General features: G+C 58.8%; 17 protein-coding genes. 14 read left to right on the top strand and 3 right to left on the bottom strand.

The features are described from left to right. Positions 1-28: 28 nt before the first annotated feature. Both L0U83_RS37185 and L0U83_RS37190 read left to right on the top strand, forming a co-directional pair. Positions 29-988 carry a universal stress protein gene (locus L0U83_RS37185; protein ID WP_233889501.1) on the top strand — a complete coding sequence of 320 codons (960 nt, stop codon included), beginning with the start codon at positions 29-31 and terminating at the stop codon, positions 986-988. Between the two features lie 250 nt (positions 989-1238). Further along, positions 1239-1877: a hypothetical protein gene (locus tag L0U83_RS37190; protein WP_233889502.1), complete on the top strand. Its 639-nt coding sequence runs from the start codon at positions 1239-1241 to the stop codon at positions 1875-1877. Positions 1878-2192: 315 nt separating this feature from the next. Here the strand turns inward: L0U83_RS37190 and L0U83_RS37195 are convergent, their stop codons facing one another. Then, entirely contained in the window at positions 2193-2435 is a 243-nt protein-coding gene (locus L0U83_RS37195) for a hypothetical protein (RefSeq protein ID WP_233889506.1), read from the bottom strand. Between the two features lie 425 nt (positions 2436-2860). On the opposite strand from L0U83_RS37195, the gene L0U83_RS37200 reads away from it, so the two are divergent. Next, the gene (locus tag L0U83_RS37200; RefSeq protein ID WP_233889508.1) at positions 2861-4045 is read left to right on the top strand and encodes a porin; all 1185 of its coding nucleotides are present in this window, start codon (positions 2861-2863) and stop codon (positions 4043-4045) included. A gap of 89 nt (positions 4046-4134) precedes the next feature. On the opposite strand, the gene L0U83_RS37205 is transcribed toward L0U83_RS37200, so the two are convergent. Next, entirely contained in the window at positions 4135-5175 is a 1041-nt protein-coding gene (locus L0U83_RS37205; RefSeq protein WP_233889510.1) for a LacI family DNA-binding transcriptional regulator, read from the bottom strand. Between the two features lie 408 nt (positions 5176-5583). Between L0U83_RS37205 and L0U83_RS37210 the strand changes: the two genes are divergently transcribed. The 10 genes from L0U83_RS37210 to L0U83_RS37255 all read left to right on the top strand — a co-directional run bounded on the left by L0U83_RS37210 (position 5584) and on the right by L0U83_RS37255 (position 16216). Beyond that, positions 5584-6498, top strand: a complete 915-nt coding sequence (locus L0U83_RS37210; protein ID WP_233889512.1) for a LysR family transcriptional regulator — start codon at positions 5584-5586, stop codon at positions 6496-6498. 145 nt (positions 6499-6643) lie between these two features. Beyond that, positions 6644-7570, top strand: coding sequence for an intradiol ring-cleavage dioxygenase (locus tag L0U83_RS37215; protein ID WP_233889514.1), 927 nt, complete (start codon positions 6644-6646; stop codon positions 7568-7570). 71 nt (positions 7571-7641) lie between these two features. After that, on the top strand, positions 7642-8523 hold the full coding sequence (locus tag L0U83_RS37220) for a sugar phosphate isomerase/epimerase family protein (RefSeq protein ID WP_233889517.1): 882 nt from the start codon (positions 7642-7644) through the stop codon (positions 8521-8523). A gap of 39 nt (positions 8524-8562) precedes the next feature. Then, entirely contained in the window at positions 8563-9555 is a 993-nt protein-coding gene (iolG, locus tag L0U83_RS37225; RefSeq protein ID WP_233889518.1) for an inositol 2-dehydrogenase, read from the top strand. A gap of 24 nt (positions 9556-9579) precedes the next feature. After that, on the top strand, positions 9580-10668 hold the full coding sequence (locus L0U83_RS37230) for a Gfo/Idh/MocA family protein (protein WP_233889519.1): 1089 nt from the start codon (positions 9580-9582) through the stop codon (positions 10666-10668). A gap of 84 nt (positions 10669-10752) precedes the next feature. Then, positions 10753-11823: a multiple monosaccharide ABC transporter substrate-binding protein gene (gene chvE, locus L0U83_RS37235; RefSeq protein ID WP_233889520.1), complete on the top strand. Its 1071-nt coding sequence runs from the start codon at positions 10753-10755 to the stop codon at positions 11821-11823. A gap of 92 nt (positions 11824-11915) precedes the next feature. Further along, complete coding sequence (gene mmsA, locus L0U83_RS37240) at positions 11916-13445, top strand: multiple monosaccharide ABC transporter ATP-binding protein (protein ID WP_233889521.1); 1530 nt, start codon at positions 11916-11918, stop codon at positions 13443-13445. Position 13446: 1 nt separating this feature from the next. Beyond that, positions 13447-14655: a multiple monosaccharide ABC transporter permease gene (gene mmsB, locus L0U83_RS37245; protein ID WP_233889523.1), complete on the top strand. Its 1209-nt coding sequence runs from the start codon at positions 13447-13449 to the stop codon at positions 14653-14655. Positions 14656-14818: 163 nt separating this feature from the next. Continuing rightward, positions 14819-15115, top strand: a complete 297-nt coding sequence (locus L0U83_RS37250; protein ID WP_233889525.1) for a Dabb family protein — start codon at positions 14819-14821, stop codon at positions 15113-15115. A gap of 39 nt (positions 15116-15154) precedes the next feature. Beyond that, positions 15155-16216, top strand: coding sequence for a maleylacetate reductase (locus L0U83_RS37255; RefSeq protein WP_233889529.1), 1062 nt, complete (start codon positions 15155-15157; stop codon positions 16214-16216). Positions 16217-16709: 493 nt separating this feature from the next. Here the strand turns inward: L0U83_RS37255 and L0U83_RS37260 are convergent, their stop codons facing one another. Further along, positions 16710-17183, bottom strand: coding sequence for a hypothetical protein (locus tag L0U83_RS37260; protein ID WP_233889533.1), 474 nt, complete (start codon positions 17181-17183; stop codon positions 16710-16712). 1096 nt (positions 17184-18279) lie between these two features. Here L0U83_RS37260 and L0U83_RS37265 point away from each other — a divergent pair. Further along, the gene (locus tag L0U83_RS37265) at positions 18280-20190 is read left to right on the top strand and encodes a Kelch repeat-containing protein (protein WP_233889535.1); all 1911 of its coding nucleotides are present in this window, start codon (positions 18280-18282) and stop codon (positions 20188-20190) included. Positions 20191-20250 lie beyond the last annotated feature (60 nt).

Here is a 20250-nt window from a genome sequence, read left to right on the forward strand (position 1 = left end):
CATTCCGCCATCGATCGCGAGGTCCGAAATGACCCAGAAGTCTGCCACGACTGCTTCCACGCCCTTTGCAAGAATCATGGTCGCTGTCGATTCCACTCCGGCCTCGGCTGCGGCGCTCCGGTACCTGAGGCGTCTCCCGCATCCCGGCATTGCGGTGCGCGTCGTATCGGTCGCCGAGAACCCACGCACGCTCGTGCCGCTCGGGACGTGGGCTGGGTCGCAGCTCGAAGCCGCGCGGGAGGAACTGCGGCGCGATGCGGCGGAGGCAATCCAGGCGGCTCAATCTGCGCTGGATGGTTGCGGCGTGCAGCTTGAGGGACAACTCCTCGACCTGAGCCGGGAAGGCGGAGACCTCGTCCACGCTCTCGCCGAAGCGATGTCGCAATGGGCACCCGATCTGGTTGTCCTCGGAACGCACCATCACCGGGCTCTTTTGCGCTGGGTGGAAGGCGAGGTTTCCGCGCCGCTTGCGCGACTAATCCAATGGCCAACCCTGGTCGTACCGGTTGACCATGAGGCCGGCCCGGACGCTCCCCCGTCCCGGGTTCTGTTTGCGACCGACGGTAGCGACGCGTCCGCAGCCGCCTTGCGCGTGGGTGCCCGGCTGGTGGCGCCGCAGGCGGACTGCCGTGTCATTTACATTGTCGACCGACTCCTTGCATCGGGGACGGGGCCTTTCGAACAGCGGCTAGAAGACTTGCTGGCCGAGAGCGGGCAAATTGCCGTCAAGGCGGGGGCCGACGAGCTCACCGGGTACGGCCAGCAGAAGGATTGGGTAGTAGAGACGGCGATCATCAAGACCCGGAATACGTTTGATGACGTGCCGCACACAATCGAGCGTGAAGCGCGACACTGGAATGCGCAGCTCGTTGTGCTGGGAACGCATGGACGACGCGGTCTGACGCGCTGGCTGCTCGGCAGCGTCGCGGAACGCGAGGTGAGATTGACGTCGGTACCGCTGCTACTCGTGCCGGCGTCGGCCACTTAGTCACCCGGCACGATGTATTTCGCCCCGTCGCGAGAGCGTATCGGCTAATGGCCCCGGAACAACAGGAGCACGGACTGGGCGATGTTGTGCATCCGTGCAGGAGCATTGCGGCAAAGCCTGTCCCGCGACGCTCACACTGCCATGATGCGCAATGGGGACCGCGATTGCATGGCTGAGGAAACGCCGGACGCGCGGAGAGAAGCCGCTTCGGGATCAGAAGCATGCACAAGCGTGTTCATGGAGGATCGACGTGAAGACCCTCGCGATCCTGTTTTTCGTTGTGTTGCTCATCAATCTCATGCCGGCGTTTGCGCCACCCACCTGGATGGCGATGTCGTGGGTCGGCTTCAATGTTCAGGAGGGCAGCACGCTGCTCCTTGCTCTTGTCGCGGCCAGCGCGGCGACCCTCGGCCGGCTCGCGTTGGCCGCCTTCTCGCGTTCGCTTGTAAGGAGACGCTGGCTTCGCGAGACGGATCGGCAAAACATCGACGTCATCAGTGCGTGGCTCGCGACACACAAGAAGAAGACCGCCGGTGCCTTTCTTGTCTATGCGCTCAGCCCGTTTCCGTCCAACTATCTGTTCATCGCCTACGGACTATCGGGCTTGCCGCTCAGGTTTATAGGCGCAGCGTTTTTCGCCGGACGCACCGTGAGTTATGCGATCTGGGCGCGTCTCGGGCGGTTTGCATCCTCGGTCGTCGATCCCGAATCCCTGTTTGATGGACAGTACCTCGGAGTGGGGTTCGCGCTTTCGCAACTGACGCTGCTTGCGTTCGTTTACGTGCTGATGAAAATCGACTGGAAGATACTGCTGGAGCAGCGCAAATTGAGATGGCGACGGCAAATCAAGCAGTCGAAGGGAAGGGACAAAGGTCCGGCGCAATTTTGAGCCGGGAACATTCAATCGCTGGAAGAGCGTCCAACAACACGTTAGCGCGATCGGTTCATGTCAGGATGCGGTGGCTCGATTTCACGTCCGCCGAAATATTCGAGTGACCGCTGCTGGAAGCGCAAGCGCCAGTCGCTTGTCCGATCGTTGCCTTGGCCGAATGTCGGTTCATGGCCGACTGCGGACTTATGCGATTTGCATGTGTGACGCGAAGCCCACGAGCGCTCGACGGCTGAGTGCGACCCGAGACGGGAGGTTCGCTATTTTTCGCCCTTGAGGGTGAACGGCGCGAGGAGCGACCTGGCGCCCCTGGAGTCAAAGCAGTCGCGCGTGGAGAACGGCGTTTTCGAGCACGAGCCTCGCGGTGCTCAGCAAGTACATCGCATAGAGGTCTGAATGCGACATCGTTGTTTCCACGGTGTGGTGCCGCTCCACCAGCGAACTCGTGACGTGGCGTCGTAGCTCCTGCTCGCCGAAGGGAAGGTCTGCATGGTCGATTGGGTCTTCCGCTGCGACTTCGCACACCATGTCAACACGCGCTTCGGTGCTCACTTCCATGTGCCAGCTCCCCAACGTGTGTCACACCGCTCGTGAAGCGCATCCAGACTAACGACTTCTGCGTGGAACGTCCATAGCCAGCCTGCGCGAGCGGGAGCAGGGGACGGAGGAACGGAGCCCCTGGCACTCGGTTACCGAAACTCTGCACGTGCGGACACTGCAAACAGCTGGACTCCGAGCTCGCAGCTCCCAGGAGGCCGTTATTTGACGAATCTCCAGTTTCGGTCCGGCATTTTCCCGATTTCTGGGAAATAGATTCCTCGCCCAGCTCTGTGTCGCCGCGACTTGCGAATATACACTCGCCAAAACGATAAAAACGACCGATGAAGGCAGTCGCTTTAATGCATGGTCGAATCGTTGAGACGGGTGGTCGGGCTTCGTCTCAAGCAATTAACACTATGTACTACTATATAAAGGAGACGAAAATGAAGAAGGCCATGTTCGGTATGGTGACGGCTGCGCTGGCGGTATCCGCGAATGCTCAAAGCAGCGTGACGTTATACGGCATTGTCGACAATGGACTGCAATATGAAACTGGCTTACCGAAAGGGAACGCGTTCGGCGCGCAGAGTGGAGGCTGGGCACAATCGCGATTTGGACTGAAAGGCGCGGAGGACATCGGCGGCGGCACGAAGGCCATCTTCCAATTGGAATCACGACTGAACACGCAAAATGGAAGTTTCGCGAATGGCAGCTTCTTCGAGGGCCAGGCGACCGTCGGTTTGCAGAATGACACCTGGGGGCAGGTGAAATTCGGCAATATGGGTTCGGCTGAAATCAGCCAGTATTCCGGTGACGTTGACCCTCAACAGACGAAGAAGTATTCAATCGGTACGCTGGTGCGAGGCCGGATTTTCTCCCAGGCAGCGAACGGAGTTGAGTATCTCTCGCCAAAGATTGCTGGATTCACGCTTCAGGGTCAATATGACCTGACGAACTCGTCGACATGGAACGCAGGCAATCCGGGAAGCGCGCCCGGTCAGCTCGGTACCTCCAGCGGCCTCGGAAGCGCGCAAGGTCGGTCAGACGGTATCAAATTATCGTACCAGCACGGCGGGTTGTTCTGGCAAGCAACTTACGATGAAGTCCGGGACCCGAACGGCCAGTTCAGCAATGTGTACCTGACGTCGCGCTCCATTCTGACGGGTGCGAGCTACGCCTTCGGACCAGTGATTGCGTATATCGGCTATCAGCATCTGAGTGCGCCGGACGCTTCGAACGAGGGGTACTTTGGCGGCGCGACGCCGACCACGCTCCCCGCTGGGACATCATTGCCTACCGCGGTCAATCACGAGTGGGTCGGCGCAATCTGGCAGACGACTCCGGCTCTGGCCATCTCCGGGGCCGTGTATCACGCGAATGCCAACAACGGAAATGGCAACGGAACGATGTTCACACTGGGCGCAAACTATTCGCTGTCGAAGCGGACGCTTCTCTATACGGAACTCGCCTACCTGCACAATAGCTCGACGTCCAATCTCGGGCTCAATAGCGGACTCTTCGGTGCCAACGCAAACAACGACCCGGTGAACGGCAGCCCGTCAAGTACCAATCCGAACTACGGTCAAGGTCAGTTCGGCGTGATTGCAGGAATCGCCACGCAATTCTGATGTCGCCAGTAGAGAGGGTGGGGGAGCGTGTCCGCTGCCCTCTCGAATGCGTTGAGCGTTGGGCGCCGCCTGTGACGGACGAATTCCTGTCACCGGAATCTGGCGGCGATGTGGTCGGGGATATTCTCCGGTGTCACGACAACCACCGACGACGAGTGCGAGACCGCCGAGGCGGGCAACATCTTATGGAAATGCATGATGTGCTGACACGCCGCTCTCATGTCTTGCCGAAGTTCGTGGTACAGAATTGCCTGTATCTTGCCCTCACGCAGCAGCTTTATGTTGTCCCGGTCCAGGTCGTGGCCGATGTAGCATTTTGGTGTCTTCCCTTGTGCCTCGAGCGCTCGCAAGATTGCTCGATTGCCGCCGCCCATCGAATAGACCGCCAGAATGTCAGTCTTCGCACGGAGGACGTTCTGGACGAGCTTCTCTGTAGTCTCGTCGAGTCCGTGACCACCGCTCGCATCAATCAAGGTAAGTTGAGGCTGTCGCGTCCGTAACGCGCGACGGAAGCTTATCTCGCGCTCCTCTTCGCCTCTGAAGCGCTCGTCGCTCATCGTAATCAGGACGTTGCCGGTTTTGTCGCCTACCCAGTGCACGAGAAGGTAGGCCGCAGTTGCTCCCGCAACCCGATTGTCCAGACCGGCATAGGCAATACGGCCCGACAGCGGAATATCGGTGAACGTCGTGACAACAGGAATACCGCGCTGTTTAAGGTCGCCGATTGCATCAGAAATCTCGGGTACGTCGCGCGCCTTCAGGAAGACCCCGTGGCTACCGCGTTGCGCAATTGCACGAAGCGCTTCAACGACTTCTGGCGTGGTCATCGTCTCGCGCATGAGGAAGCGTGGACGAAAGATGGCGGGTTGTAGAGTCGGCAGTTCCGCCTCCAGAGCATCCTTGATTTCCTCAGCGAACCGGTCGGGGGCTTCGACGACGACATCGACAATGAGCTTTCGTCCAGCCGATGCCGAATAGAGTTCCTGCTTCTCGAGTTCCTTGATGGCTTGCTCAATGCGCTTCTTCGTCTGCTCGCGAACAGCCCCGCGATTGTTAAGTACGCGGTCGACCGTAGCGACGCCTACCCCAGCCTGGAGGGCTATCTCCTTGATTAGAAAGCGATGAGCCATGATGTGCGTCTCGCAATTGATGTTCTCTTGATTGCTTGATGATATAGCAGCGCTGTGCGGCAGACCAGGCGCAACCAGCACGGAGGCATCGCTCGCTAGAACAAGTGTACGGCTGGCGAGGAGAGCCTCCGGAGCTTGCGCGTGGCGGAAAGTCTTGCCAGCAGGGATTGACAGGGCGTAACGGTAGAGACCCTGATCTCATATTGATGCCAGAGTACGGCTCGGTCTCATTTATTTGGGGCAGGGTATTTCCCGATTCTGATGGATTTTTGATGGATTTTGGCAGCGTTGCTCGCGTCAATGCTGACGTATTCTTCTAACCGGGCACGGCAGTGAGGCGGTCAGCGACTGGTGCTTGCGCGCGTGACCCCGTGCCGAACACGCGGATGACCTGGATGGTGTGGAGAGATGGACCAGTTTAAGGAAGTTCAGCTGTTCGTCGAGGTCGCGGAGACAGGTAGCATCAGTCGGGCGGCCGAAGCGGTGGACCTGTCCATATCCGCTGCAAGTCGCTATCTCATTGCGCTTGAGAGCCGGCTCGGTGTGCAACTCGTGCGAAGGACAACCCGGAATCTCTGCCTCACGGAAGCAGGAGAAGAGTTTCACCGGCGGTGTAAATCCATCCTTGCAGACCTCGGCGAAGCCGAACTGGTCGTCAAGGATGCTACGGCGCGGCCGAGTGGTTTGCTGCGGGTGACGGCTTCGCTCTCGTTTTGCATGCTGCATATTGCGCCGATGCTTCCGGAATTTACGGCGCGCTATCCGGACATCAACGTTGATGTTGTCGCTGCGAATCGGTACTACGACATCATCGAGAATGGGATTGACGTAGCAGTCCGAACCAAGGTCCTCGAAGCGGACAGCAACATAACAGTGCGAAGGCTTGCCTCGACGCGTCGAGTTTTGACCGCCGCGCCGAGTTACATTGCCGCAAACGGTTCGCCGCGCTTTCCAGCGGAGCTTGGCAAGCACAGGCTGCTGAACTATGGACTCGCCGACAATCCCCGAGATCTTGCGTTCCAGCGCGATGGCGAGTGCGTCGTTGTCAAGGTGAAGCCCTTACTTGAATCCAATGACGGTCAAATCCTGCGAGCCGCCGCACTTGATGGCATGGGAATACTCGTCCAGCCAAAGTACATCGTGTACGACGATATCAGGGCGGGTCGTCTCGTACCGGTCCTGGACGAATGGGACCTGCCTCGCCTCACCATGAACATAGCGTTTCAGACGCGCTCGCATATGCCAGTCAAGGTTCGCCTCTTCATTGACGCGCTTCTTGAGCGCTTTCGCAAGAACGAGTTCGAGCGGCTCTGGACGGAGTAATCACGCGCTCGCTCAAGCGGCGCGCAAACCGCAGGGCGGTTTCCCACCAGGAGCGAAAGAGATTCCCTTTTCAGCTCTGTTTTGCCAGCAATAGCGAATATAGACTGCCTTCAAAGCTGCAGAGAAACATTGAAGGAGACACTCAATGCATCAGGCCGCACCCACCTCAGTCTCGCAAACCTCCGCGCCGTACTTCGAAGAAGAACATTCAGCGGACGTAGTGAACGCGCGCATGGGGCAAGACGTCAGTCCCAGGCTCAAGCAGGTTATGTCTGTTCTTGTGAAGCACGTTCACGCTGCGGTAAAGGAAATTGAGCCGTCGCACGAAGAATGGTTTTCGGCGATTCGATTCCTGACCGAGACAGGCCAGATGTGCAACGAGTGGAGGCAGGAGTACATCCTGTTATCCGACATTCTCGGTGTTTCGATGCTGGTTGACGCTATCAACCATCGTCGACCGAGCGGGGCGACGCCGAACACGATTCTTGGCCCGTTCTATGTTGCCGACGCGCCGGCGTACGAAAACGGCGCCAACATCTGCCTTGATGGGAAGGGTGAACCGCTTGTCGTCTGTGGACAAGTCACCGATATCGCTGGAAAGCCGATTCCGGACGCGAAGCTCGAAGTCTGGCAGACGAACGACGATGGCTTTTACGACGTCCAGCAAAAGGGCATCCAGCCGGATTCGAATCTGCGAGGCGTGTTCACGTCGGACGATGAAGGGCGCTACTGGTTCAAGTCGGTCAAGCCACGTCACTATCCGATTCCCGCGGATGGTCCTGTCGGCAAGCTGCTCGGCGCAATGGGCCGTCACCCCAACCGCGCTGCGCATTTGCACTTCATCGTAACCACGCCTGGCTACGAGCCCGTGATTACGCACATTTTTACGCCCGACTGCCCGTACCTCCCCGAAGATGCAGTCTTTGGCGTGAAGCGCGAACTGATTGCCGACTTCAAGAAGGTCGATGACCTTGAGGCCGCGCGACAGGTTGGATTCACAGCGCCGTTCTGGTCTGTCGCGTGGGACTTCACCCTCGCGCCGTCCTTGAGCGCGATAAGAGCCATACCGTAATCGCGTGATGTGCGCGGCTATTTGAGCTGCGAAACACTCCGAGTCAACCTGAGACAACTGGATACCTTCAAATGAGCACGAAAAGCAAAGAGTTGTTGGCCGCGTACTGGACGCTCGCAGGTGATGTCTACCCAGGCGCGCCTACGGAAATCAGTCCGTTTCCACTGCGTGAACGCGCGGAGGCCGCGTCCAAAGCCGGCTGGCGAGGCATTGGCCTCATCCTCGATGACCTCGAGTACAGCGTCGAGCAGTACGGCGTCGCAGGCGTGAAGAAGATTCTTGAAGACACGGGGATGAAGTATTTTGAACTCGAAATCCTCATGGACTGGTACCTCGATGGCGAGCCACGCGCCAGGTCGGACCATTTTCGACGTCGTGTCATCGAGTTGGGCGCCGAGCTTGGCATGCGAAACCTGAAAATCGGTGCGAATCCCTTTGACGAAAGCCCCGCCGACTTCCCGCGCATGACGCACGAATTCGCGAAGCTCTGCGAAGACGTCGCTGCAGTTGGCGCGACGGTCGCAATAGAGTTCATGCCGTTTTCCGTTATCAGGAACATCAGCGACGCACTGAGGATTGCCGAAGGCGCTAACCAGCCCAATGGTGGACTGATGGTCGACCACTGGCACGTTGCACGCTTTGGTAGCCCCTATAGCGAGATCGCGAACATCCCGGCGCGCTTCATCAAGGGCGTAGAACTGGACGATGTGGACGCGCAGGTCAAGGGCACGCTGCTCGACGACTCGACTTTTAACCGCAAGCTGTGCGGAGAAGGCGTAGCCGACTGTCGCGCGTTTGTCGATGCGCTCGACCGTGCTGGCTGCACCCTCCCGTACTACGGCGTCGAACTGATTTCTGAGCCGTTCCGGAAGCTGTCACTCGAACAGATGGCCAGGCGTGCCTACGACACCACTATCGCCCAGTTTTCGACGAAAGCGGACGCCGCTGCCTGACGCACCCGTCGCCCAAACCAATCATCTCCGGAGACAAACATGATTCGAATCGCCGTACTTGGTGCTGGCCGCATCGGTCGCATTCACGCTGCAAACGCTGCTGCAATCCCGAACGCCACGCTCGTCGTCGTGGCGGACCCGGTTGCCAGCGCAGCCAGCTCGCTCGCTGAACGCCTCGGTTGCGAAGCATCGACGGACCCGATGGCTGTCTTGCAACGCAGCGATATCGACGCGGTGGTCATCGGCACGCCGACGGACACGCACATCACGTTCATGCTGGAAGCCGTGGCGCGCGGCAAGGCCGTTCTCTGCGAGAAGCCCATCGACCTCGATATGGACAAGTCACTGGCTGCCGCCCGGGAAGTGGAGCGTCAGCGCGGCCGCGTCATGCTTGCCTTCAATCGCCGGTTCGACCCGACTTCCCAGGCGTTCCGCAAGGCAATCGATGCGGGTGAGGTGGGCGAAGTGCGCCAGGTTGTCATCTCGAGCCGTGACCCCGGCATGCCGCCGCGCGACTATGTCGAGCATTCGGGCGGGATTTTCCGTGACATGGTGATTCATGACCTCGACATGGCGCGTTGGCTGCTCGGTGAGGAACCGGTTGAAGTCATGGCGATGGCGAGCCGCCTCGTCGACACGTCGCTCTCCGAGCTGGGCGACTTCGACACGGTCATGGTTCAGCTGCGTACGGCCTCCGGCAAGCAATGCCACATCAACTGCTGTCGCGAAGCCGTTTATGGCTACGACCAGCGTATGGAGGTGTCGGGCTCCGGGGGCATGCTTCTGCAGGAGAATCTGCGGCCCTCGACGATTCGTCGGTGGACGAAAGAAGCGACGGACGCACGCGAGCCGCTGCTCAACTTCTTCCTCGAGCGCTATGTCGACGCGTACCGTGCCGAGTTGCAAGCGTTCGTCGGCGCGTTGAACGACAACGCACCGCTTCCGACCTCAGTCGACGACGGCCTTAAGGCGCTGCGTCTCGCCGAATGCGCGCTCGAGTCCGCGACGTCCGGTAAAGCGGTCAAGGTCTAACCATCCAGCTGGAGGAGATTCGTCATGACACGAAAGATTGGTCCCGGTGAATCGGTAGGCGTCGCATGCCTTGGTATCACGCACCCGCATACGTCGGGGCGCGTCAAGGCGATACAGCGTCGGACCGATGCCAGGATGCTCGGTGCGTGGGACACCAGCCCGTTGCTGAAGCCGTTCGTCGATGCGCTGGGACTCGAGGTTCGTACGAAAGAGGCAATCCTCGCCGACGAGAACGTGCATGTCGTTCTCGTACACTCGAAAAGCGACAGGATGGCGGACCTCGCCATCGAAGCGCTCGAAGCTGGCAAGGCCGTGCTGTGCGAGAAGCCGGCGGGCCGCGGATCGGAAGACGCGCGCCGTATCGCTCAGGCAGTCGAGCGCACGGGCGGGCTATTTCAGGTTGGCTACTGCTGGCGCTTTGCGCCGTCGGTCGACGCAATGCAGGCAGCCCTGAAGAGCGGGCGCCTGGGCAAGGTCGTTCAGGTGCGCGCGCACGGCGGTTGCTCGCACGATGAAGCAGGCACTGCGCACATGACGCAGCCTGGCGATATCGGTGGCGCTGTGTTCGTCATTGGTTGCCACCTGGTGGACCGCATTCTTCTCCACTTCGGAACGCCGCGGTCGGTGAATGCGCGCATCACGAAGTTCCCGAACTTTCATGGCGACGAGTCCCGCGAAGACGCTGCTGGCGCGGTGCTCAACTACGAAGACAAGATTGTGACCATCGACTTCATGTCGTGGGACGTGTTGCCCTGGACAGAGAGCTGGGACATCACGGCGTATGGCACAGAAGGGATTATGTCTTCGAGGTCTTTGCCGGCCAGCTACAAGATCTACGATGCCGGTAAGGGTGCTTACCCGGAGGGTTGGACGGAATGGCAGGAAACGAGCTTCCCGGAAATCTGGGCCACGAAGAAGACCGAGTATTCGCCGGACATCGCTGAAATCGGCAACCCCGTTTATTTCGACCGCGAATCGAACGCGTTCTTCGATGCGCTGCGTAACGGTACGCCGTCTGTCGTTCCCGCTACGCAGGCATACAACATCAGCCGCGTCATCGAGGCGATGTTCGCCTCCTCGAAGCAGGCTGGGGCGGAAGTGTTTATTGAGTAAGGGGCGGCTGGCCGCACACGCGGCCAGTGACTAAATCGATCAATTTTCCCAAATAAATACGTAGTCCTAATTCAGGAGACAAAAATGAACATCATCAAGCGTGTTGTGGTTGCTGTTGGCTTCAGCGTCGGGTTTGCTGCAATGGCGACGTCCTCTTACGCCCAGGAGAAGGGCGTCATCGGCATTTCGCTGCCGGACAAGACCGAATCGCGTTGGCTCACCGACGGGAAGAGCATGGTCGATGCGCTGAAAGCGAAGGGCTACACGGCTGACCTGCAGTACGCGAACTACGACGTTTCCACGCAGGTGAACCAGGTCGAAAACATGCTGGCCAAGGGTGTGAAGGCGCTGGTGATTGCACCTATCGACGGAAAGACGTTCTCCGACGCGCTCGCCTATGCACAGAAAAAGCACATCAAGGTCATCTCTTATGACCGCCTGATTAGCCAGACGAAGGATGTCGACTACTACGCCACGTTCGATAACTACGGTGTCGGCGTGCTCCAGGCTCAAAGCATTGTGGACACCTGGAAAAAGAAGGGCAGCAAGACGCCGTACAACATCGAGATTTTTGGTGGCTCGTCGGACGACAACAACGCTCACATGATTTACGCGGGCGGTATGTCGGTGCTCAAGCCGTATGTCGACAGCGGAAAGTTCGTGATTCGCAGCAAGCAGGAGGCGTTTGAAAAAATCGCAACCCGCAACTGGGACGGCGCTACGGCTCAGTCACGTATGGACAACCTCCTTAGCGCGTTCTATGGCAAGGACCACCTCGATGCTGTGTGGACCCCTAATGACGCAATTGCCATCGGCGTAATTTCGTCGCTCAAGGGTGTGGGCTACGGTTCCGCGCAGTCCCCTATGCCGGTGGTGACCGGGCAGGACGCAGACGTCCAGAATGTGAAGGCCATTGTTCGAGGCGACCAGACGACGACCGTCTTCAAGGATACGCGCAAGCTCGCGAGCATTACGGCTGACATGGTGGACGACGCACTGACCGGCAAGACCGTCCCAGTGAACGACACGAAGAGCTACAACAACGGCGCGAAGATTGTCCCGACGTATCTGGTCAAGCCGGTTCTCGTCGACAAGGAGAGCGTCCAGCCGCTTCTCGTGAACAGTGGCTACTACACGCCGGCACAAATCAAGTAGACGGCGGCGTAGTTCAGGGCGCCGTTACAGGGTGAGGAAATGACGGCGCTCTGATGTCAGGCGTCGAGCGCAAGGAATACGAGGATACGGAGATGGATACGATTCTAGAGATGAATGGCATCCAGAAGGCATTCGGCCAGGTGAAGGCCCTGAATAACGTCAATCTAAGAGTCAGAAAAGGCGAGATTCATGCCATCTGCGGTGAGAACGGTGCAGGCAAGTCGACGTTGATGAAGATTCTGAGCGGCGTCTATGCGCATGGCTCGTATTCGGGTGCCGTCGTGTATGAGGGAGCGGAGCGCGCGTTCTCCGACATCACGGATAGCGAGGAGGTGGGCATCATCATCATCCACCAGGAACTCGCTCTCGTTCCGATGTTGTCCATTACCGAGAACATCTTTCTTGGTAACGAGCAGTCCCGCCGCGGCATTATCGACTGGCAAGGCTCGCATGCCCGTGCAAAGGAACTGCTACAGAAGGTGGGACTGAGCGACTCCCCTGACACGCCGGTTGGCACCCTTGGAATCGGCAAGCAACAACTGGTGGAAATCGCGAAGGCGCTGTCGAAAGAAGTGCGTCTGCTCATTCTCGACGAGCCCACGGCGAGCCTCAACGAGAAAGACAGCGACACGTTGCTCAAGTTGCTACTGGACCTGAAGGAGCGCGGCGTTACCTCCATCATCATCTCGCACAAGCTCAACGAAATATCCCGGGTTGCTGACAGCATCACGGTTATCCGCGATGGTTCGACCGTTGACGAACTGGATTGTCGCGCGGAACCCGTCAGCGAGGACCGCATCATCAAGGCGATGGTGGGTCGCGAGATGTCTGACCGCTATCCGAAACGGACGCCCAATATTGGCGACATCATTTTCGAAGTCAAGGATTGGCGCGTTCAGCACCCCACGCAACGGGACCGCGCGGTCATCAAGGGCGTCAGCCTGAATGCGCGTGCGGGTGAAATCGTTGGCATCGCCGGATTGATGGGCTCGGGACGAACCGAGCTGGCGATGAGCGTATTCGGCGGGGCGTACGGCCAGGACATCAGCGGCTCGGTATTCATCCATGGAAAGCCGGTCGATGTCTCCTCGGTAAGAAAGGCCATCAATGCAGGGTTGGCCTATGTCACCGAGGACCGCAAGGGCAACGGGCTGCTCCTCGATGACGATATCCAGACAAACATTTCGCTGGCGAATCTCGCGGGCGTATCGAAGTACGGCGTGGTGAACGAGCATGAGGAAGTCACAGTGGCATCGGACTACCTGAAGAAGCTACGAATTCGGGCGCAGGGAGTGTCCCACGTGGTAGGTAACCTGTCCGGTGGCAACCAGCAGAAAGTTGTCCTGATCAAGTGGCTGTTCTCCGAGCCGGACGTCCTCATCCTCGATGAGCCAACTCGCGGAATCGACGTCGGGGCGAAGTACGAAATCTACAGCATCATCAATCAAGCGGTTGCGGCGGGTAAGTGCGTCGTCATGATTTCTTCGGAGATGCCTGAGCTTCTTGGCATGTGCGACCGCGTCTATGTCATGAACGAGGGCCGCTTCGTCGGCGAGTTCACATCGGAAGAAGTCTCGCAGGAAAAAATCATGCGGGCAATCATGCGAAACGGAGGCAACTGAAATGCGTAAAGCTCTCTCGCCAACGGCTGTGCAGGAAGCCGAGGTCAAGAAAAGTGAAATCATCGACGTGATCAAGCGTGGCGCCAGCGAATACGGCCTGCTTGTCTCGCTTATCGTCATCATGATTTTCTTCCAGATTGCGACGGGCGGCGTGCTCATGGAGCCGTTGAACCTGACCAATCTTGTGCTTCAGAACAGCTACATCGTCATCATGGCCCTTGGCATGCTGATGGTGATTGTATCTGGCCATATTGACCTGTCGGTCGGCTCGACTGCAGGACTCGTTGGCGCGCTCGCCGCAGTGTTGATGGTTCAGTTCAATGTGAACTACGTGCTGGCCACCATCATCTGCATCGCCACTGGTGCGCTCATCGGCGCGGTGCAGGGTTACTGGATTGCGTTCTGGCGCATGCCGTCATTCATCGTGACGCTGGCAGGGATGCTGGTGTTTCGCGGGTTGACCAATCTGGTCCTTCAGGGCCAGTCGATCGGCCCGTTTCCGGATAGTTTCGCTGCGGTCAGTTCGGGTTTCATTCCGGACGTTTTCCGTGGCCAGGAACTCCATATCACCTCCATTGTGCTTGGCGTCCTGGTCGGTGCCGCATTCTTCGCGATTGAGCTTCGTCATCGTGCGAGTGCAGCGAAGCACGGGGTGGGCAAAGGCTCGTTTTCGATGTTCGTGGCAAAGAACGTCGTGCTGACCGGCCTGATTGTCTTTTTTTGTTACGTCCTCGCGTCCTATCGTGGTTTGCCGACGGTGCTCGTCATCATGGGTGTGCTGATTGGGCTCTACACGTTCGTGATGAACCGTACGACCATCGGGCGCCGTGTGTATGCAGTGGGCGGCAACGCGAAAGCGGCACGACTCTCTGGGGTCAGCGTACCGGCCGTGAGCTTTCTCACGTTCGTCAACATGGGCATCCTCGCCGCTCTCGCGGGCATCATTTTCGCCGCGCGGCTCAATAGCGGCACGCCGAAAGCAGGTACCGGATTCGAACTGGATGTGATTGCGGCCTGCTTCATTGGCGGTGCATCGGCTTCCGGCGGCGTGGGCAAGGTTGTCGGGGCAGTTGTCGGCGCATTCATCATGGGCGTGATGAACAACGGAATGTCCATCATGGGTATCGGGGTCGACTATCAGCAGGTTATCAAGGGCATCGTGCTGCTGGCAGCGGTGTTTGTCGATGTCTACAACAAGAACAAGGCCTGAGCGGCGCGCTCACAGATCAGATTCAGCGAACGGTTGCCTCCGAGCGGGTGACTCCCGTACGGAATGAAGAAGGCGCAAGCGACATATCGGGAGTCTCTGCCAGTTGAGACGCTGCGAAGTGTGTTGCTTGCCTGAGAACCAGGCGTCAAATAGTGGAACGGACATGATCAAGCACATCGTTATGTGGGACGTTCGAGGCGAAACGCCTGAGCAGAAGAAGGAAGCGGCGCAGGTCGTCAAGACTGCATTCGAAAGTTTGGCTGGGAGAATACCTGGACTGACAAAGCTGGAAGTCGGTATGGACGTAAGCAAGGTCGACTATGCGTGCGACGTTGTGCTGTACACCGAGTTTGAGAGCCAGGCAGACCTCGAAGCTTACGCGTCCCACCCGGAACACTTGCGGGTAAAGCAGGTACTCGGAGACTGCAGGATTGCTCGGCATCAGGTCGACTACGTCTGATGCTTCCGTCGGCCAGACAGATAGCGGAACACTCACTCCATGTACGACTTTACTTATACGACTCATTCCTCGCGCGTAGTGTTCGGCAAGGGGAGTATGAAGCTGATCCAGCAGGAAGTTGAAACGCTGGGAGCACGTCGGGCGCTTGTTTTGTGCACGCCACAGCAGAGAGTCGAGGCAGAAGCAGTATCTTCTCTGCTTGGACCGTCGAGTGCGGGCGTCTTTGACGGCGCACAGATGCATGTGCCGATAGAAAACGCTCGCCGTGCTCGCGAATTTGCCAAAGAGGTCGGCGCTGATTGCGCGGTGGCCATAGGTGGTGGCTCGACGATTGGACTTGGGAAAGCCATTGCGCTTGAATCGTCACTACCGATTATTGCAATTCCGACGACGTACGCCGGGTCGGAGATGACGCCGATCTACGGCATCACAGAGGAAGGCTTGAAGCGTACCGGCCGCGACCAGAAGGTTCTGCCGAGGACTGTCCTCTATGACCCGGAGTTGTCGGCGGCCTTGCCTGCGCAGCTTTCGTTCGTGAGTGGTCTCAACGCTATCGCACATGCGGCAGAAGGCCTATACGCCAAGGACGGCAACCCGGTGATGGCCATGATGGCGGAAGAGGGGATCCGATCGCTCGCGAAGGGGCTGAGAGGCGTCAAAAGGAACAACAGGGACATGGAGGCACGCAGCGAATGTCTCTATGGAGCCTGGCTCTGTGGAACGGTTCTCGGGAACGTCGGTATGGCGCTGCACCACAAGCTATGCCACACGCTCGGCGGGACCTTCAACTTGCCACACGCGGAGACTCACGCCATCGTGCTGCCGCATGCACTCGCGTACAACAGCCTCGTCGCTGCTGAGGCAATGACCCGCATCGCACGAGCACTCGATGCACGCGATGCCGCAGACGGCCTGCATGAGCTGGGTCGCGAGCTTGGTGTTCCCCGCGGTTTGGGTGAAATCGGGCTAGGGGAAGAGGACCTCGACCGCGCATGCGAGGTTGCTATGTCCAACCCGTACTGGAATCCGCGACCTGTTGAAGCTCGTCCGCTTCGAGAACTCTTGCAACGGGCCTGGGAAGGTAGCCGGCCGCGGTCTTGACTGTGGACCTTTTCTGGGGCAGGTCGTGGTCTTTGCGACGTTAGCGGCTGCGTAATAAATGGTGCAGAGGGTCAAGTTAGGCCGCTCGAACCCTTCCCTGCCACGCCGAAGCCTCGGTAGGCGCGTTGCTTTTGTGCCCGTCGGGTGGTGAAAAGGAGGCACTCAACCGGACGAGATGTGACGCAGCCCTTTGAAATGCTGACGAACGCCAAATTCAAGGTGTCCACGGTTCGTGGGTAAGATCAAGCCGACCCAACTCGGCCATTGCGCATTCGCAGCAGCAACGTCTGCTTTCAGGACTACAACGTCCGATCCAGGTATCGCTCGTGTTGAACGAAGTTGATGCAGATTTGCCTCGACAAGGCCGCGAATAAATTGGCCGAGAAAATCCTTGCGCAACGCGGATCAAGTGAGAATCGACGACCGCCTCACCTTGTCCCGGTTTTAACTGACGGCGTGTTGGAAGAAGCCCCGTCGAAGGGGCCACTCAAAATCAGTTCGTCGCGGTTGCAGGTTTCGCTTCTGACTTCACGTCAGCTTTGGCGTCCTGCTTGATTCCAGCTTTCTCTGAATCCGATTTGCCGAACAGCATCGTTATGAGATCGGGATAATCGAAAGCCGAACCGTTCGCGGTGTCGATAGCTGCGCCGACAATGCCGCCGAAGAGAATGTTACCGAACGCGGAACCTTTGACGGATGATTTCACGGTGCTTGTCGCTGGTTCAAGGCCGTCTTTCTTGCAAGTGACATTCAGTGCATCAGCCGAACGATGAACCGTCACGGTCCCCGGCGTGGTAAGGAACCACGTGCCTTTATCGTTTTTCAGTTCGCACGTTGCGCCAGTAACGGTATCCGCGCCATTATGCGCATCGACAGAAAGAGTTTGCTGTGTCCCACCAACAATCGATGCACAGCCGGACATCAGGGCGGTCGCGCCAGCAATAGCAGTTATGATTATTCGCTTCATACTTCGGTCTCCTACACATACAGAATAAACAGGTTGGCCTTTACGGCCATTTATAAAATGGTGCCGCGCGGCACAACGGCCAACCGCTGAAGCGAACCCATTCACATCTTGTTACAAAAACAGAATGCGGGTGGAACTGTAGGGGATCACGTAACCCGTGTTTTATCTTTTTACGACAATTTTTTCGTATTTCATGCCACTAGGCGTAAACGCCATGGCGCGTCACCGAGCGCAGGGAAGGGTTTGCCCCACTGAATTCCGAAGGAGATGGGCAGGCGCGGCGTTGGCTAACGTGAAAGGAGCCGCCATATGAAACGGACCGGTTACTGAAGACCCGGCTCACCCAACTTTCAAAACTACTTCGGGAAATCCGCGTTGCTGTCGTTGTTCAATCGACGTCGCAAGAGAACCCCCAGAAATTCTCGAGTCTCCGTAGACGACTCCAAGGTCGCAGAGGTGGGACTCGCAGCGGAGACCAAGGGTGTCTTGGGGACATCGCCTGGGGGTGGGTGGGGGCTGGCCACCGGCCAAAGCGCCTATGGCCCCAATTGCTGCGGCTGTACCACAAACGCCTCTCTCGCTGTACCCGGCGGGAGGGACGCAACCGCGTAAGTAGGCTTGCGGCGTCCCGGTTCCTCGAACTGATCAACAGCGGTGTCGCCCGGCTGCACGGTGGCAGCAAATGACCGAAAGCGCGAGTGAATCTGGCGCTCCCGTGTCTGGTCGAGCGAGTACGAGAAGGTCCGTTCCTGGCCGAACCCGGAAATCGACGTTAATCGTCCGGCGCCCTTACTCTTGTCGGCCACGAGTTTCTGTAGCCGACACGTTGCCGGGTCGAGTCGTCCGAAGTTCCACGGCAGGTATCAAGGCAGGGCTATCGCCCAATGCGGAGACCGAAACGCCGTCGGTTTGCGATCAGCTTTCAAGCAAGGGCAACGCTACGCGCTCTTCCGCTTCGATTGTGGTTGTCTTGATCGCGCTGTGCCGCGCGCCATACTTGATGCACCCAACAGCGTTTGGCGAAGTCGCTAGCGCGGCTTTCGCGGTTCCGATGCCGTGACCTATTCTGTGATGAAACAGGTAGGAGTTCCGGGCCATGCGAATAAAAAGTCGCCTTTGCGATTACCTGATCCTGCTAGCCCTGCTGCTGGCGGGATGCCAGGGTGGTAGTGACAACAACTCCACTGTGGCGGCGCCTACCGGGCTGACCGAACACGATTCCTCGGTGGTGTACGCCGTGGATAGTCCCATTGTCACGGAGGTTGCGGATAGCTCGGGCGGCTCACTGACGCAATGCAGCGTATCGCCACCGTTGCCGGCGGGACTGGTGCTGGATTCGCAAACGTGCGCAATTTCAGGCACACCGACAACGGTTGCAAACGATGCGGTCTATATGGTCACCGGCAGCAATCCGACGGGCAGTGAAACGATTCGTGTGGAGCTTGAGGTCAAGGCGCACGCAATCGCGCCTGAGAATCTGGGCTATCTGGATGCGGCAATTGTCTATGTGACCGCCACGCCGATTGCGCCGAATGTACCCATCACCACGGGCGGCGAGATCACGCAGTACAGCGTTTCCCCTGCGCTCCCTGCAGGACTCGCGCTCGATCCACAAACCGGCATCATTTCCGGCACACCCACGGCTGTGACCGCCCCGGCCGTCTACACGGTCACCGGCAGCAACAGCGTGGATAGTATCCAGACGCAACTGAACATCGAGGTGAAGGCGCAGGTCGTGCCGCCAACCAGTCTTGCTTATCTGGACCCGGTGCCGGTTTATATCGTCGGAGAGCCGGTCACGTACAACGAACCGCAGCCTGCGGGCGGTGAGATTACCCAGTATTCGGTGACGCCTGCGCTGCCGGCTGGCTTGAGTCTCAATACGCTGACCGGTGTGATCAGTGGGACGCCAACCACGGCGCAGTCTTCGGCAACGTATACGGTGACCGGCAGCAACAGCGCAGGCAGTGTAACGGCGCAGATTGTGATCGATGTGAATCTTGCCTTACTGGGCGAATGGCTACCTGCTGACGCGATGAATCAGGGGCGCTTGCGGCACGCTGCTACCCTGCTTGCCAACGGTCAGGTGCTTGTCGCAGGAGGGTACAACAATGGCACGTTGTCCTCCGTCGAGCTTTACGACCCGACATCAGATTCATGGTCGACCACCGGCAGTCTGGCGCAGGCGCGCTACTATCACACCGCCACGCTCTTGCCGAATGGCCGGGTGCTCGTGGCAGGCGGATCCCCCGACCCGTATACCTCGCTGTCTTCGGCCGAACTGTACGATCCGGCCACGGGTACATGGTCGGCCACAGGCAGCATGAGTCAGGCGCGTGACAGCCAAACCGCCACATTACTTGCGAATGGAAAGGTGCTCGTCGCAGGTGGCGACGTCAACAGTAACGGGGCGATCGCCTCAGCCGAACTGTACGATCCGGCAACGGGTACGTGGTCGCCGACGGGCAGTATGGCGCAGGCGCGCTACTCCCACACGGCCACGCTGCTGGCCGATGGCAGGGTGCTGGTGGCAGGTGGGTACAACGGTGTGCGCCTGGCCGGTGCCGAGATTTACGATCCGGCCACAGGCACCTGGTCGTCGACGGGCAACCTGGCGCAGGCGCGCAGCCTCCATACGGCCGCACTGCTGTCTGACGGTCGCGTTCTCGTCGCAGGCGGATTCTTCGGGAGGGCCGCACTCGCTTCTGCCGAAGTGTTCAACCCGGCGACCGGCGCATGGTCTGCCACGGGGAACCTGAATCAGGCGCGTTACTCCCATGCGGCGACACTTTTGCCCGACGGCCAGGTCCTCGTCGAAGGCGGAGAGGACATCTCATCCTATCTATTCTCAACGGAACTCTACGATCCAGCCGTCGGCACGTGGTCGCTAACTGGCAGCCTTCACCATGCACGCAGTCAGCAAACTGCCACACTGCTCCCGGATGGGCGCGTGCTCGCGGCAGGAGGACGTCCTGGCTACCTGAGTTCGTCGGAGCTGTTCCATTGAACGCGCACCAGCGGTGCGGGTGTCCCCGCAATGATTGCAGCAGAAATCTTTAGCCTGACA

Source organism: Paraburkholderia flagellata (assembly GCF_021390645.1).
Classification (GTDB): domain Bacteria; phylum Pseudomonadota; class Gammaproteobacteria; order Burkholderiales; family Burkholderiaceae; genus Paraburkholderia; species Paraburkholderia flagellata.